This is a genomic window from Bombilactobacillus sp. ESL1092 (assembly GCF_058107465.1).
This window is the reverse complement of sequence record NZ_CM176594.1, coordinates 751,188-767,152: the sequence shown is the minus strand read 5'-3', so window position 1 is coordinate 767,152 and position 15,965 is coordinate 751,188. Positions and strand designations below refer to the sequence as shown.

At 37.9% G+C, this 15,965-nt stretch carries 12 protein-coding genes; 8 read left to right on the top strand and 4 right to left on the bottom strand.

Annotation, left to right across the window (positions count from 1 at the left end; genetic code table 11):
* Window positions 1-69 precede the first annotated feature (69 nt).
* Window positions 70-2,661, bottom strand: coding sequence for a BspA family leucine-rich repeat surface protein (locus AC3B6Y_RS03515; protein WP_489791409.1), 2,592 nt, complete (start codon window positions 2,659-2,661; stop codon window positions 70-72).
* A gap of 229 nt (window positions 2,662-2,890) precedes the next feature.
* Here AC3B6Y_RS03515 and AC3B6Y_RS03510 point away from each other — a divergent pair, with 229 nt between their 5' ends.
* A complete protein-coding gene (locus AC3B6Y_RS03510; RefSeq protein WP_489756764.1) occupies window positions 2,891-3,616 on the top strand; it encodes a GntR family transcriptional regulator in 726 nt (241 codons plus the stop codon).
* A gap of 142 nt (window positions 3,617-3,758) precedes the next feature.
* Complete coding sequence (locus AC3B6Y_RS03505) at window positions 3,759-6,125, top strand: phosphoketolase family protein (protein ID WP_489769435.1); 2,367 nt, start codon at window positions 3,759-3,761, stop codon at window positions 6,123-6,125.
* A gap of 80 nt (window positions 6,126-6,205) precedes the next feature.
* On the opposite strand, the gene AC3B6Y_RS03500 is transcribed toward AC3B6Y_RS03505, so the two are convergent.
* Both AC3B6Y_RS03500 and AC3B6Y_RS03495 read right to left on the bottom strand, forming a co-directional pair.
* The gene (locus AC3B6Y_RS03500) at window positions 6,206-7,144 is read right to left on the bottom strand and encodes a zinc-binding dehydrogenase (RefSeq protein ID WP_489791501.1); all 939 of its coding nucleotides are present in this window, start codon (window positions 7,142-7,144) and stop codon (window positions 6,206-6,208) included.
* A 339-nt stretch (window positions 7,145-7,483) separates the two neighbouring features.
* Window positions 7,484-8,296, bottom strand: coding sequence for a tyrosine-protein phosphatase (locus AC3B6Y_RS03495; RefSeq protein ID WP_489791408.1), 813 nt, complete (start codon window positions 8,294-8,296; stop codon window positions 7,484-7,486).
* A 216-nt stretch (window positions 8,297-8,512) separates the two neighbouring features.
* Here AC3B6Y_RS03495 and AC3B6Y_RS03490 point away from each other — a divergent pair, with 216 nt between their 5' ends.
* Window positions 8,513-8,995, top strand: coding sequence for a universal stress protein (locus tag AC3B6Y_RS03490; RefSeq protein ID WP_489756760.1), 483 nt, complete (start codon window positions 8,513-8,515; stop codon window positions 8,993-8,995).
* Window positions 8,996-9,055: 60 nt separating this feature from the next.
* Here the strand turns inward: AC3B6Y_RS03490 and AC3B6Y_RS03485 are convergent, their stop codons facing one another.
* Entirely contained in the window at window positions 9,056-10,945 is a 1,890-nt protein-coding gene (locus tag AC3B6Y_RS03485) for a beta-glucoside-specific PTS transporter subunit IIABC (RefSeq protein ID WP_489791406.1), read from the bottom strand.
* 496 nt (window positions 10,946-11,441) lie between these two features.
* Between AC3B6Y_RS03485 and AC3B6Y_RS03480 the strand changes: the two genes are divergently transcribed.
* From AC3B6Y_RS03480 to AC3B6Y_RS03460, 5 genes are all read left to right on the top strand, one after another.
* A complete protein-coding gene (locus AC3B6Y_RS03480) occupies window positions 11,442-11,933 on the top strand; it encodes a hypothetical protein (protein ID WP_489791405.1) in 492 nt (163 codons plus the stop codon).
* 81 nt (window positions 11,934-12,014) lie between these two features.
* Window positions 12,015-12,533: a GNAT family N-acetyltransferase gene (locus AC3B6Y_RS03475; RefSeq protein WP_489756757.1), complete on the top strand. Its 519-nt coding sequence runs from the start codon at window positions 12,015-12,017 to the stop codon at window positions 12,531-12,533.
* A 186-nt stretch (window positions 12,534-12,719) separates the two neighbouring features.
* Window positions 12,720-13,592, top strand: a complete 873-nt coding sequence (locus tag AC3B6Y_RS03470; RefSeq protein WP_489791404.1) for a hypothetical protein — start codon at window positions 12,720-12,722, stop codon at window positions 13,590-13,592.
* A gap of 484 nt (window positions 13,593-14,076) precedes the next feature.
* On the top strand, window positions 14,077-15,327 hold the full coding sequence (locus tag AC3B6Y_RS03465; protein ID WP_489791403.1) for a carboxylate--amine ligase: 1,251 nt from the start codon (window positions 14,077-14,079) through the stop codon (window positions 15,325-15,327).
* 20 nt (window positions 15,328-15,347) lie between these two features.
* Complete coding sequence (locus AC3B6Y_RS03460) at window positions 15,348-15,818, top strand: universal stress protein (RefSeq protein ID WP_489756754.1); 471 nt, start codon at window positions 15,348-15,350, stop codon at window positions 15,816-15,818.
* The last annotated feature ends 147 nt before the right edge of the window (window positions 15,819-15,965 follow it).

Genomic DNA, 15,965 nt, shown 5'->3' with positions numbered 1-15,965 from the left:
TAACAAGGATTGCTGCGGTCACAGACTGGTTGTTACTCCAACTTTTTTATTTTGAAAACTATTATTCAATTAATGTAGTGAATCTGTTAGAGAGTAGGTAATAATAAACTGATTGTTTAAACTCGGTCTTTGTACACCATTTTGCCAACTAACACCAAAGCCGGTACTAGCAGGATAATTCCATTGATATTGCTCGCTCGTATTTGCAGTTAAATTTTTACTAGATTGAATCACAGTGTTTTGATTCATAATACTTTGCTGGTTAAATAAGATTGCAACATTTGAACCTTTAGTTTGGCGTGCACTGGCATTTAATTGCCAGTCATTGTTAGGAGTAGGACGATTGTCTTGAATTTCAAATTCTTGTGGCCCTACTAAGGGCGCAGACCCCGCGCGATAATCATAAATGTGATTGAGTGATAAAGAACGAGGATATTTAGATAAGACGACTTTCCAGCTCGGCTGCCAAATATAGGTTTGAACTTGCCCTAATGCCCGTTGTTCAATTTGAGCATTAGTCAAAAGAGCACCACTAGGTTGATAAATGTTAGTGTCACTTGATTTAACTTCTTGCCAATTGTTAGTCAAACTTTGATAGTTATTATTTTCTGGAAAAGCGGTATTATTGCCAGGAGCTGTTGGCAATTTAGCAGCAAGCGTTAATTTAGTTTGCTTGCCTAAAGTGATTTTCCATAAATTAGTTAAACCAGCCAAGCAATTAGTATCATTAGTCGTTTTAGTAGTGTCCAAATTAGTTAGGTCCAATTGTTTCAGACTAGTATCCTGATAAAAAAGATGGTCAATTGAGGCGTTATCAATCGATAAATCATTGAGATTAGAAACGGTTTGTAAATTTTTACAATTGGCCAGTAAGCCACTGGCATTACTGAAAAGCACTTTCCCCGTGTTTACGGTCGCGTTAACGCTCGCACTTTTGATTTGGTCAACGTAAGGCTGCCACGGCCAAGTCCCTAATGGTGAGTTTTGAGTATCAGTGGTCGTTGCTTGTGGTTGATGGACGCTATTATTGCCATCATCAAATAAAACTAAGTTGCCCGTGGTTAATGATAATCCCCACCAGCCTGATTGCCAGACGTAAGTTTTCACGGTTGTGGGATTATTTGTACCTGGGTAAAGTTTTATTAAATCATTATTACTATATAAAGGACCATTGGCCTGATAGTCGTCGGCGCCAGTTCCTAATTCTTGCCAACTATCGGACGTCGAAAGATGTTGAGGATTGACTTCACTGGGATCAGTACTAAAGGCCTTACCATTTCCAGGGGCAGCTCGTAAACCGCAACTGGTTCCTAATTTCAAATACGGACTGAGTGTTAATTTACACAGATTAGTCGTTCCTGTAAACATATTGGCTTGCGCCGTACTGGATTTCATATTTAATTTGCCGATATCAAGTTGGACTAATTGAGAATCATTATAAAAAAGATTATCAAAAAATTTATTTTGACTGCCGATTAAATTGGCGCAAGCAATGGTTTGTAAGCTTGAACAGTTGGAAAACATACTGCCAAGGTTCGTAGCTTGATCTAGGTTCCAAGTACTGATGTTGATGTCTTTCAGTGCAGTACAATGATCAAATAGACCATTGGCAGCTCCGACTTTATCAGTCTGCCATTGTTCAAGTCCTGAGATACTAGTTAGATGAGTACACCCTTGAAACATTTTAGCTAAATTAATAGTTTTAATATTGCTAGTGCCGATTTGAGCGCCGATTTGCCAACGACTCAAGTCGAGGGTTGTTAGTGCTTGACAACTGTTAAACAGGTTAGATAAATCTGCAGCATTGGTAACATTTAGTTGTTCAATATTTTGAATAGTTGTTAAAGCGCTGTCCCCGCTAAACATTCCCGAAATATCGGTAAAATTATTGCTAGCAAAGTTAGTTCCTAGGTTAATCGTCGTTAAGTTAGTGCAATTTTGAAACATATTACTAGTCTTGAGACCATTGGCGCTTTTTGACCAGGAGCTTAAATCTAATTGCGTGAGATCTGTACAGCCTTTAAACATATTCGTCGTGGTATTAGCGGCAGATAAATCTAAGGCAGCAATTTGTTTATTCATTTGCGTTGAATCTAAACTTTGGCAACCGTTAAATAAACTACTAAAGACCACAACATAATGAGTGTTGAGTTGGTCTAAACCATTAATCTTGGTCAAATTACTCATTCCCCAAAATAAGCAACCCAGATCATCATTGGGCGGGGTAAATTTTTGACTACTGGTATTTTGAAAAGTCACAGTTTTGATTTGGGACAAGTTGCCGTTTAAAGCATAATACCACGGATAATATTTGTAATTTTCAGAATCTGTGTAAGTCGGCTGAAATTTGGTACTGTCTTGCTTTAAGGCATCTAGGTTAATGGTTAAAGTGCCGGTGGTTGCAGTAAAATTCCACCAAGAGGTATCGACGGCGTTACCATTAGGTGGAGTCAAACTAGCTAGTGGTTCACTATCTTTGATCAGTGGATTTTGAATTTGCGTCGGAAGTAAATTAATACTTTTCGATTGCAGAACGTTAGTTGGCGGCAAATTAACAGCCGCTTGGGTTAGATGGCTAGTAAATAGGCAGATAAAACCAATTAAGAAAGCAATCGTGCAGTAAGAATTTTTTATAATCAGCCAATTTCGTTTGGCAATCATTCTAGCATCTCCCTGAACCAACTCTGTGAATTACCTAGTTAATAATTGTAATTTTACTCTATTTTTGTGAGATTGTAATAATTATTCTAATAGTTTTACTGAAAATATTTTATTTGACTTTTGATAAATTTGAGGTGATTGTTCATGGACGCGGATTCATTTTGAAAAAGCTTACCCTGACATGGCATAATAGATTTGATAACTTTCAAAAGTAAGGATGGAAAAATGCATGAGTAAACCAATTTATGTTCAAATTGCCCAAACGATCAAGCGCAACATTACTCACCATCACTATGCTAATCTCAAATTGCCGGATGAACGCAGCCTAAGTGAAAGCTTTGCCGTGAGCCGCAGTTCAATTAAGCGGGCGATCCAACTATTAGCTGATCAAGGTATCATCTTTAAAAAACAAGGTTCAGGCAATTTTATTAATCCGCTATTTTTAAAAAATAAAACTGCACTAGATTATACGGGTGACAATGTTGGTTTAACAACAGCCATGGTTAAGAATGGACAAACGCAGCAAATTCAAGTTTTAAGTTTAGATGTGCAAAAGCCGCCTTTGGAAATCCAACAAAATTTATTTTTAAATGACGACGATTTTGTTTATGTATTTCAGCGGCTCCGCAAGCTGGATGAAATTCCAATTTTAATTGAGACGAGTTATTTACCCGTCCGCTTGTTGCCTAATCTCTCACAAAAAGTTTTGGAAAATTCTTTGTTTAATTACTTAGAAGAACAAAAAGGAGAGGTGATTAATCGGGCGTATTTAGATATGGCTGCCGAACCGTCTTCACCGACGGATCAAAAATTATTGCAGTTAAAACCGACTGAACCAGTGGGCATTATGGCGGGGATTTTCTTTCGTGATGACGGTATTCCGTTTGAATATTCGAGCATGCGTTTGCACTATAAGTACTGGAATTTTGCCACCTTCGTTAATTTAAATAAATAATTGGGTCGTACCATTTTTTAAAATGGTTGACAAAAGTTTGTGCAAGGTTTATAAATATCATGTAAGGGCTCTTAGTGAAGTAGATTTTGCAGTGCTGATTGTCACAATATTTGCAACCGAATTATTTTTAGGAGGAAGAGCAATGACAGATTACAGTAGTCCAGAATATTTTGATTTGATGACCAAATATTTTGATGCGGCTAATTATATTTCAATTGGTCAATTATATTTAAAGGATAATCCGTTATTAAAGCGGGAACTCAAAGCTGATGATGTAAAGGTTCATCCAATTGGACATTGGGGGACAATTGCAGGGCAGAACTTTATTTATACTCATTTGAATCGTGTGATCAATAAATATGATTTAAACATGTTCTACATTGAAGGACCTGGTCACGGTGGACAGGTCATGGTCTCTAATTCTTATTTAGATGGCAGTTATAGTGAGATTTATCCAGAAATCACTGCTGACGAAGCCGGTATGCAAAAATTATTTAAACAATTTTCGTTCCCCGGTGGTGTGGCTTCACATGCTGCTCCGGAAACTCCCGGTTCCATGCATGAAGGTGGCGAATTAGGTTATTCAATCTCTCATGGTGTTGGTGCTATTTTAGACAATCCCGACGTCATTGCTGCGGCGGTAATCGGTGATGGTGAAGCAGAAACTGGTCCACTAGCCACTTCTTGGTTCTCTAATGTCTTTATTAATCCTGTGACGGATGGTGCTGTTTTACCGATCTTAAACTTAAATGGTTTTAAGATTTCAAATCCAACTATTCTGTCTCGAAAAACTGATGAAGAACTAAAACAATACTTTACCGGTATGGGCTGGGATCCAATTTTTGTGGAAGGCGACGATGTAGCAAAAATGAATCCCGAAATGGCTGCTGCGATGGATCAAGCCATTGAAAAAATTCATTCCATTCAACAAGAAGCTCGTCAAAATGCAGCTGCAGATGCCAAAATGGCTCATTGGCCAGTAATTATTTTCCGGGCACCCAAGGGCTGGACTGGTCCGAAATCTTGGGATAATGAACCAATTGAAGGCTCATTTAGAGCACATCAAATTCCAATTCCAGTTGATGCTAACCACATGGAACATGCTGATGCCTTAGTATCTTGGTTGAAATCTTATCATCCTGAAGAATTATTCGATGAAAATGGTACTTTAAAGCCAGAAATCAAAGCTTTGACACCTAAAGGTAACCAACGGATGTCAATGAATCCTATTACTAATGGTGGTTTAGATCCAAAACCATTAAAGTTGCCTAATCCTGATGATTATGAATTCAAATTTGACCAACCGGGCACCGTCATTGGTCAAGATATGGTGGAATTAGGTAATTATTTACGTGATATTATTAAACTTAACCCAACCACTTTTAGAATTTTTGGACCGGATGAAACCATGTCCAATCGCTTGATGCACATTTTTGAAACTAGTGAGCGCCAATGGTTGGAACCCATTAAAAAGCCGAATGATCAATTTGAAGCTCCAGCTGGGCGAATTTTGGATGCACAATTGTCTGAACACCAAGCTGAAGGCTGGTTGGAAGGTTATACTTTAACTGGTCGTCACGGAATTTTCTCAAGTTACGAAGCCTTCTTACGGGTAGTTGACTCAATGTTGACGCAACACTTCAAGTGGATTCGTAAGGCCAACGAATTACCTTGGCGGAAGAAGTACCCAGCTTTGAATGTTATTTCAACTTCGACTTCTTTCCAACAAGACCATAATGGTTATACACACCAAGATCCGGGTATTCTAACTCATTTGGCTGAAAAGAAACCGGAATATATTCGGGAGTATTTACCAGCCGATGCGAATACTTTAATTGCAGTTGCTGCACATTCTTTGAATGAACAAGAAGTAATTAATTTAATCATTGCTTCTAAGCAACCACGGCCACAATTCTACTCCATGGCAGAAGCTAAGGAGATTGTGGAACAAGGTGTGAAAGTCATTGATTGGGCCACTAATGATCACGGTCAACAACCAGATATTGTCTTTGCAGCGGCGGGCACAGAACCTAACATGGAATCTTTAGCAGCGATTGATTTATTGCATGCTGCTTTCCCAGAAATGAAGATTCGCTTTGTTAGTGTAGTTGACTTATTGAAGTTGCAAGTACCAAGCAAGAATCCGCGCGGCTTGAGTCAAGAACAATTTGATGCCATCTTTACCAAGAAGGCACCGATCATCTTTGCTTTCCATGGTTTTGAAGATTTATTACGGGATATCTTCTACGAACGGAATAATCATAATATGTATGCGCATGGTTATCGGGAAAATGGTGATATTACGACACCATTTGATATGCGGGTTGTTAATGAACTGGATCGTTTCCACTTAGCCCAACACGCAGCTAACTTGGTTTATGGTGATCAAGCCCAAGACTTTAGTCACCAAATGGATGCTAAGTTACAAAAGCATCATGATTATATTCGGGAAAATGGTGCAGATTTGCCTGAAGTTGATAATTGGCAATTCAAAGGCTTTGCAGATTAATTAAATATGTAAATAGCATTATAAAAATCCTTAGGCTCAATGGGCTTAAGGATTTTTTGGTTTGATGATTGATAAATTATTTACAGTTCGGGAGAAATCAAAACTTTGACCTGTGATTTATCCGTAGTTAATGATTTAATTCCGTCAACAGTTTGTTCTAACGGAATTTTCTTTGTAATTAATTTCTGGAAAAGCTCTTGATGGTTATTGATGATGTTAATTACTGTGGGAAAACAGTTTTCATAGCCTAGGGTGGTATGGATATTGTGACCGTTCATGATGGCATCATTGATATCCAAAGTAATGGACTGACCAAATAAAGCGTCCACTTGAATTAAGCCAGTAGAAGCAGTTACTTGATTAGCAGTATCGAATGTCGCTTGCACTCCAGCACATTCAAAGGCAATATCGACGCCAGCTGGTAAATCAGCATGGATTTTTGCGACCACATCATCGCTAGTAGGATTTAAAGTGTTCGTAATTCCCAGTTCTTGAGCTTTAGCTAGACGTTGTGTGGAGACATCAGAAATATAAACTTTGGTGGCTCCAGCAATTTTGGCAAGTAGTGCCGTGCATAATCCAATGGGACCAGCGCCCATGACCGCAACTGTTTGGCCGGCAATTAAACCACTACGTTTGATGCCTTCATAGGCGACAGAAGTCGGTTCCGCTAAAGCTCCTAAGTCAAATCCCATTTCATCCGGGATAGGATGAACAAATTGGGCTTTAACGTTGGCATATTCTGCCATGCCGCCATCATCTGAAACGCCAATGAAATTACCGCTACCATCAGGGCCAACGGCATTGAGGCAATAATTGTATTGCCCCTTCAGACAATTGGGACAATGACCACAGGCTAAAATAGGCTCAATTGCCACACGGTCATTGAGCGCAATATTTTGCACATTTTTGCCAAGCTTAACTACTTGTCCCGAAAATTCATGTCCTTGAATAATCGGAACAGTTTTGCCAGATAAAGGATTCGGTTCATAAGGTAAAGCAAAACCATCGGCATACATGTGCACATCGCTGCCACAAATTCCAATGAACTTGACTTTGACACCTGATCATCTTGGGGTTCGGGGAGTTCTACATCTTCAATCCGGATATCCTGTTTCCCATAAATGCGCGCTGCTTTCATAATAACTACTCCTTTCTTTAATAACGACAACTATATTTTAAATGACTAGTGAAAGCGGCGTCAACAACTAATTAACTTTTTCACAATAAATCAGTTATTTAACATTCCACTGATTTTATGAATGCTATGGTAATAATGAATCTATACGACAAAAAAGCTCCTAAACTTAGCATTTGTTAGCCAATTTTAGGAGCTTGAATCATTGCTTAATTGCTTGTTAATCTAAATAAATTTTACGTAAATCTTGTAAATCGCCATCACTGACATTTAGTTCAGTTTGAATAAAGTTTAACCAACTGCCAGCGGTTTTTTTGATTTCAGCATCCGCAATGCGCAGATAATCAGGACTAACAGTTAGTAAGGCTTTGGCGGAAATTAATTGTTTGGGATTTAAGCCTTGGGCCTGCAAATCGGCCAATTGTTGGTCAATATAAGCTTTAGACGCCACATTAGTAAACAGATAGTCTTTGATGATAATGTCAGCATCAACATTTAAAGCGGATAAAAGTAGGGCTGCACCAATCCCGGTTCGATCTTTGCCAGCAGTACAATGGAACAATAAAGTTTCATCGGCTTGATCATTAGCTAATAATTGTTCAAAGAAAATGCGATAGGCTTTTTTGGAACTGTCCAGATTGATGATATCCTGATAAGTATCTAACATGTTAGCGTGGCCGTTTTCAGGAATATCCGATAAAGCCTCTTTTTCCAAGGCGCTTTTATCTTCTTCATCAGCATTAAATTTAGAGGCTTGGGTTAAATCTACTTTGAAAACCGGGTCAAATAAATATTTAGCCTGTGCGGGAACATGATCGGGGACTTTAGCTTGTTCATCGGCAGACCGAAAGTCAATATCAAACCGGACGCCATAATCGTCGAGATAGTCTAAATCTCGCTGATTCAAACTGCCTAAGCTACCAGACCGAATTAATTTATGTGACTTTAAATGGTGACCATCTTTCGTGGGATAGCCGCCTAATTCACGAAAATTATTTCCAGATGAAATATCTAATAATTGTTTTTGATCCATAATGTACCTCCGTAGACTTTTACTTAATTTTATCAAAGATATGGTTCAATAGGCGAGTCATTTTAATTTTTCATTCACGAAATTCCAAGTAAATTGTCTGAAAAATGATAGTATTATGTTATAATTAAATTAATAAAATTATTTATAATTTTAGGACTAGAAACTTCGCCAAGATAGAACTGCAATTGTCTTTGACGAGAAGGGGTGGCAAACCTTATGCAAGAATATCAAAGAATTTTAGTCCCTGTGGATGGTTCTAAGGAATCAGAAACGGCACTTAAAAAAGCAACACAAGTCGCAATTAGAAATCATGCCACGGTTGATGTTTTGAACGTCTTGGATACGCGGCAGTTTGTTGGGGCGTATGGCGGCATGTTAACTAGTGATATCATCTATCAAATTACGGAAGATTCACAGAATTATTTAGCGCAATTAAAAGAGCAAATGGTTGCTGATGGCTTGGATGCTGATAAAATTCAAATTCATATTCGCTTTGGCGATCCGAAAGTAATTATTGCCGCAGATTTCTTTAAGGATTACGATGATGATCTCATTATCTTGGGTTCCACGGGACTGAATGCGGTAGAGCGACTATTGGTCGGTTCAGTTTCTTCATATGTGATTCGCAATGCTGCAACAGATGTGATTGTAGTGCGGACAGAATTGGATAATAAAACCGTACCTGCCAAAAATAAATAATTAATTAAATGATTGTACAAAAAAATCCTTCAAAATTTTTGAAGGATTTTTTGATTATTATTAATTTTTCGGAGTAACGGTAATCAATGGGTTACCATCAGCTTCTGTGTCATCGGTAAATTGGAAATCATAATTGTCCGTATTAGTCACAATCATCATTACCGTATTGTCATAACCGGCTGCTTTGATTGCTTCGTAATCGAATTCAATTAAAGGTGTTCCCGCTTCAACGTGTTGATCTTTTTCAACCAATAATTTGAAGTGTTCACCGTTCAAGTTAACTGTGTCAATTCCTAAGTGCAATAGCACTTCAACACCATCATCACCGGTGATGCCGACAGCGTGTCCAGTTGGATAAGCAACACTAATGGTTCCAGAGATTGGTGACGTTACAACTTTAGCAGTAGGTACAATGGCGATTCCTTTACCCATTGCCTCAGAGGCAAAAACTTGATCACTAACACTAGTAATTGGAATAACAGTACCGGCAACTGGGGCAATTAATTCTGTTTCAGTGCCGTTATTAGTTGTAGCAGTGGAAATATTTTCAGTAGAAGCAGTAGTTGCTTCGGTAGTAGCTGCTGCTGGAGCAACATCTTTGTTGACACCACCCCAGAGATAAGTGAAGACGGCAGCTAAGATGAATGCCAAAGCATCACCCACACAAGATAAAGCAAAACCTTTACTGATGAAGGTTGGCAAGCTCAAGATGCTGGCTAAACCAACGGTATTGGCATGCACACCGGAAAAGGCGACAATGGCCCCACCAATTCCACCAGCAACGACAGCGCAGTAAAATGGTTTCTTCATTTTTAAGGTAATACCATAAACGGTTGGTTCCGTAATACCGAAGATTGCGGTAATGGTGTTCGAACCAGCTAAACCTTTCATCTTGTCATCTTTAGTCTTTAAAAAGACTCCTAAAGCAGCACCAGCTTGTGATAAAACAGCTGGTAATAAGATTGGCATCAATGGATCATAGCCCCATTTTGATAAGTCGTTCATCATAACAGGAACAAACGCCCAATGCACACCAAAAATAACAAAGACTTCCCAGAAAGCACCGAGGACTAATCCAGAGAGAATCCGGACATGTTGGTACAAAGCTAAAACAATACCAGCTAAGAAACCACTGATGGCGTTACTGATTGGTCCTACAATTAAGAAGGTTAATGGAACCAAAATCATTAACATACATAATGGCGTTAAAATGTTACGCACTGACTCATGCCAAAACTTGTTAAATAAGGGTTCTAACCATTTTTGAACGACTACCACTAACAAGATAGGAATAACCGTACTTGTATAAGTAGCTTTAGAAACTGGAATGGAGAAGAAGTCTAAGCCTTTCATGTTAACCATGGTTGGATAAACCAAAGCCATCCCAATGGCAACGGTCACATATTGGTTAACTTTCATTTGCTTAGCAGCAGTAAACGCTAAAATAACTGGTAAGAAATAGAAGATTCCATCAGCCGCGGCATACCAAATTTGATAAGCACCAGTTTTGGGTGTCATCCAGTGTAAAACGACAAATAAAGACAATAAGCCCTTTAAAATACCGGCACCAGCCATGGCACCTAAAAACGGTGTGAAAGCACCAGAAATAAAGGAAACAAAAGCATCAAACATGCCCTTAGCAGTTAACTTTTTCTTACCTTCACTGGCCGCTGGTGTAGCAGGTGCATCATCACCTTCACCCAAGCGGGGGTCGATACCAACTAAAGCATCGTATACGCTACCAACATTGTTACCAATAACAACTTGATATTGTCCTCCGGCTTGCACGACAGTAATCACACCATCAAGGCTTTCAATTTTATCTTTCTGAGCTTTACTTTCATCCTTTAAAGTAAAGCGTAAACGCGTGGCACAATGCCAAGCAGAGTTGACGTTTTCATCACCGCCAACGAGCTGAAGGATTTGTCCCGCTAAATCCTTTTCGTTCAATGTAATCCCTCCATTATTAGAGTAATGCTATCAATATTTGATTGATAACGTTTTTAACCTAAAAGTTAATTCTATACTAAAGAAAAAAAATTAACAATATCAATTAAAGTAAAATTAAGATAAATTTTCTGTAATTAGGAAATATTGGTTAAAAATAAAAGCATTATTGCTCATAAAAGCGATTATTACAATTAAATTTCGCAAAAAATAGTAATAAATTAAGTGCTGTTAAAACACTAATTTGTAAATATGTACATTTAAAATCATACTTTTTACATTTTTTTCATAGCTTAAATTGGTTTTTGGCACAGATTAATCTAGCATTTTTTCCAAGAAGTAAAAACGTGAGTCTAACTATGTCCAAAAACTAAAGGTAAAAGCAACTTTTGCTGTGCTTAGCTTTTAAGCGCTGGAGTTGCAGTATAGTTGCTGGTATCTCATAGGCGAAACAGTTATAATTTAATAATAAAAGCCTGTGGCTTGCGGGAGGAAAACTATGGAAACACAAACGATTAGTCAATTAGCCGATTGGTTAGAAGAACACAGCGCGCAAATTGTTGCACAGACTGAAACTTTAGATGTGCAAAAGATCTATGAACTGTTAGATGGTTTGGCCATTTTACGCCAGCCTGTGCAAAATTATTTAACTATGACCGAAGAACAATATTACCAAAATGAATCCGATCATCGCTTAACTTTGCAACATGAACAACAAACTTTAGCCCAACTGCAAGATCGGATTTTAGTTAATCATGTTGATGGCAGTTTTGTGAAAAATGAAATTAATTTTGACTATAATCACGAAAATCCTTACCAAACAGGCGGTTATAATGCTCAAAGTGATCTACATTTAATTGAATATGCGTTAGAAGTTATCGGGGCAGTCGCCAGCAATACACTAATGAGTGATTTGCGGAATAATTTATCGCCAGATGCTGTACTATCAATTGCTTTGGCGGCTAATCAAATTGAGCAGTGGCAAAAGTAAAAAAATTTTATTTAAAAGGTTGCAATTTGTGATTGACCTATGTACCATGTTCTGGTGTTTCAATTTTGGGAGGGATAGATAATGCCAGTCACATATTTACGGAAAGTTCACGCTGATGAAATTGAATTAGTGGTCGAAATTATTGAAGAAGCGAAAGGTGTCCTTCGCGGTCGGGGTGTCGACTTGTGGCAAGATGGTTACCCTGATCAAGCTATTTTACAAGATGATATTGACCGAGGTATCGCTTACTTTTTAATTAAAGATGATCAAATTGCCGGTGTTGCCGCCTTGGAGGATCAGGGTGAGAGTAATTATGATCAAATTTATGATGGTCAATGGAGTCCGGATTCGCACAAAAATTATGCCATTATTCATCGCGTAGCGATTTGTCAGGGACATCAAGGCGAAGGTCTATCATCAATTTTTATTCAGCACCTATTAACAATTGCCGCTTCGTTGAATTTTAGTGATGTCCGTATTGATACGCACTTCGATAACTTGGCCATGCGCCATGTGATTGAAAAAAATGGTTTTACCCAATGCGGGACGATTGATAATGTAATGCATAAACCATGTGTTGCCTATCAGCGGTTTATTTAATTGAATTCAGTCTGACTATGAGATTTCTAAACTCTGACTTTGCTATGAAAAAGTTAGAATTCAGAAATCTTATTTTTTTCTTTTAAATAAATTGCAGTTGAGTAATAACAAATTTTGGCGTTCATGGTGTGCCCGACTATAATAAGCCTTAGAGAGACTTATTTTTAATTGAGGGGGAGTTTGGCAATGTCAAAATCAAAAATTATCAGTAGTTTCTTATTAATTAGTAGTGTTTGGGGCGTATTCATGGCACAGAAGGGCGAGACAGTCCACGCAAAAGATTATAATTATAAAGTGGTTACTACGACCAGCGGGCCATATACTAATTTATACGATAATCAAGGGCAATTGATTAAACAGCGCTTTGTGCCGGTTAATACTGATTGGCGTGTCGGCAAAATTAAAACGATGAGTAATCTGTTCTATTATCAAATTGCGGGTAACGAATGGGTCAAGAGTAGTGATGTTTGGGCTAATTTTGAACCAACATCGGGTCGCTTGAAACAGCGTTTGGTCGGAACGATTAAAAACCCGATTAGTGCGACTTATTATGCTGATGGTCAACAAGGCATCAATGATGGGGTCGATCTGGCTTATCAATCAACGTGGAAAATTGGCAAAGTACTTCAGAATGCTCAAGGCCATTTGTTTTATCAAGTTGCGCCCAACTTGTATGTCCGTGATGATGATTTAGCGGTGAATGGCACGCCAGATCATATTGTGCAACAGCCCGATTTTGGAATTAATGGACATCCGGCGCAAAATATGGGATTGATTGGAACCATCAAAAATTCCACAACGAAAATTTATAATGCTCAAGGTTATTTGTACATGGGCGATGGCGTTGATTTTGCTAAGCAGTCGACGTGGAAAATTGGTAAAGTGATTAAAAATAACCAAGGACAACTATTTTATCAAGTAGCCCCTAATATGTATGTGGGTGATGATGATATGATGTTAAATCAACCACCTAAAAAAATTATTCAGCAAGCGGATTTTGGTTTAAAGCAGCAACCTGCGATTAATGTTAAAGATAGTACCACTAAGACTGATGCTTAAATTGTCAGGCCGTAGGTTATTGAGCAATGAGTAAGCGTCCTTTGCCGCAGTATGTTGATTTAGCGCTCCAAAGGGCAAAAACTTGCGCCTAACTACGCCCAATAACTAAAGCTAAGAGTCACTTTAGTTTTGGCCTAGGTTAGTGCTCAGCTTCTAAGCACCCTTTGTCGCAGTGTATTGATTAGCGCTCCAAAAGCAGCAGTTTGCGTCTAGCTACGAATCAGTCCTCAAGTTTAAAGTGCAAAACTTCAGTACTGATTCTTGACTATACTCAACTGCTAAGCGCTTTTGTCACAGTAAAGTTTAAAATTTGGTTGTAATTTGAAATTTAGTGCTATATTTGACGGCTGATTTGGTACAATGTGGTTGTACTTGATCATTGATTATTCCATTGAATAGCTGAGATCAGTTTCAGAAACTCAAAATTAATTAATTCAAACTTAGTAATAAAGGAATGTGAGAGATTATCGATAATCAGAGTGAAGTGAATTTTACACCAGTTATTTTAGGCAGTGATATTAATGCTTACGGTTTTGCGCGGTCATTTTATGAATTAACGCATCAACCAGTGCAAGCCTATGCCCAAGAAGCTTTGGCACCCACCAAGTATTCAAAAATTATTAATGTCAATTTATATGACGGTTTTACTGAGGATCCAGCATTTATTAAAAACATGCGCCAAATTGCCAAAAAGTATACTGAACATACAGAACCCGTTATATTATTGGCGATGGGTGACGGTTATGCGGAATTGATTTCTAAGCATAAAGAAGAATTATCACAAACTTTTGTTTGTCCTTATGTCGACTATGACTTGTTACGCAAATTAAATAATAAAGAATCATTTTATCAGATTTGTGAACAATACCATTTGCCACATCCACAAACAAAAATAATTACCAAACAAATGTATCAACAACAGGACTTGACGGTACCGTTTGATTATCCAGTAGCGTTAAAACCAGCTAATAGTGTTGAGTGGTTGGATATTCATTTTGAAGGGCGCAAAAAAGCATTTACCATTCAAGATGAAGCGGAATTTCTGGATATTGTTGCCAAGATTTATGATAATGGTTATGAATCCGACTTGATTTTGCAGGAATTTATTCCGGGAGATGATTCACATATGCGGGTCTTAAACGCCTATGTTGACCAACATCATCATGTCAAGTTAATGTGCTTAGGCCATCCGTTATTGGAAGATCCGACACCGGCGGCAATTGGTAATTATGTGGCAATTTTACCGGAATACAATCAAAAGTTGTACGATGTTTTGCAACGCTTCTTGGAAGAAATTGAATTTACCGGTTTCGCTAATTTTGATATGAAATTCGATGATCGTGATCAGGAATTTAAGCTGTTTGAAATTAATTTACGCCAAGGACGTAGTAGCTTTTATGTTACTTTAAATGGTTATAATTTGGCTCAATTTGTGGTTGATGATTATGTCAAACAAACCTTGGATGAACAGCCAACCGTTTACGGTAATAAGAATAAAGCACAGCATCAACTATGGCTGGGAGTTCCGACGGCTGTCTTTAAAAAGTATGCTTTGGAAAATCAATATAAAGAAATTGCTCTCGAATTATTGCGACAAGATCGGTATGGCACAACTGTTTTCTATAAAGGTGACTTCGGAATTAAACGTTTAGTGTTGTTAAGTTACATGTTTTATCGCTATCGAGGACGATTCAAACGTTACTTTGAAGAAAATAAGGGCCAAAACTTTAAATAATTTTAGTGGAGGTTAGGAATTTGGATTCAGAATTGAAGAATTACCAAGTAACAGAAAAGCGGTTTAAGAAGATTTTAGTAGGCATTGATGTGGACGATTTTACTTCATCTGATCATGCATTTAATGCTGCTTGTACCATGGCGAGAGATTTGGATGCACAACTAGGAATTGTTGCTGTTTTAGAAACGCAAGATGTGAATGTTTTTGACAGCATGTCACCAGAAAAAATGGATGATAAGCGTTTGAACTTGTCACACGACTTGTTAGAATATCTGAAAAAAGCTGATAATTTTGGTGTGAAAGAAGCTAAGCCTATCTTAGCCGAAGGTGATCCCGATAAAGTTATTTTGGATGAAGTTGTGGCTGATTTTCAGCCAGACTTAATTGTGTTAGGTTCTGAAGCCAAAACCTTGTTAGGCAAGACTGTCGGCAATGAAGCCAAAGGAATTATGGAAAAATCACCTGTTAGTGTGTTAATAGTGCGTGACTAATTTTTAAAATAATGATGAGGTACTTCTTCAGTGAAGTGGGAACAATTAATTAAGTAATGCTTATGTAATTCTAAACAGAATTTGAGTATTAGTTTTATTGTTCCGACATTTACTTGAGAAGTACTTTTTTTGTATCATCAAAAAAAG

Bases quoted from the DNA above. Each gene is read 5' to 3' on its own strand.
- AC3B6Y_RS03470 (WP_489791404.1), top strand. From the start codon at position 12,720: ATGTCAAAATCAAAAATTATCAGTAGTTTCTTATTAATTAGTAGTGTT.
- AC3B6Y_RS03490 (WP_489756760.1), top strand. From the start codon at position 8,513: ATGCAAGAATATCAAAGAATTTTAGTCCCTGTGGATGGTTCTAAGGAA.
- AC3B6Y_RS03500 (WP_489791501.1), bottom strand. From the start codon at position 7,144: ATGTATGCCGATGGTTTTGCTTTACCTTATGAACCGAATCCTTTATCT.
- AC3B6Y_RS03495 (WP_489791408.1), bottom strand. From the start codon at position 8,296: ATGGATCAAAAACAATTATTAGATATTTCATCTGGAAATAATTTTCGT.
- AC3B6Y_RS03475 (WP_489756757.1), top strand. From the start codon at position 12,015: ATGCCAGTCACATATTTACGGAAAGTTCACGCTGATGAAATTGAATTA.
- AC3B6Y_RS03505 (WP_489769435.1), top strand. From the start codon at position 3,759: ATGACAGATTACAGTAGTCCAGAATATTTTGATTTGATGACCAAATAT.
- AC3B6Y_RS03510 (WP_489756764.1), top strand. From the start codon at position 2,891: ATGAGTAAACCAATTTATGTTCAAATTGCCCAAACGATCAAGCGCAAC.
- AC3B6Y_RS03480 (WP_489791405.1), top strand. From the start codon at position 11,442: ATGGAAACACAAACGATTAGTCAATTAGCCGATTGGTTAGAAGAACAC.
- AC3B6Y_RS03515 (WP_489791409.1), bottom strand. From the start codon at position 2,661: ATGATTGCCAAACGAAATTGGCTGATTATAAAAAATTCTTACTGCACG.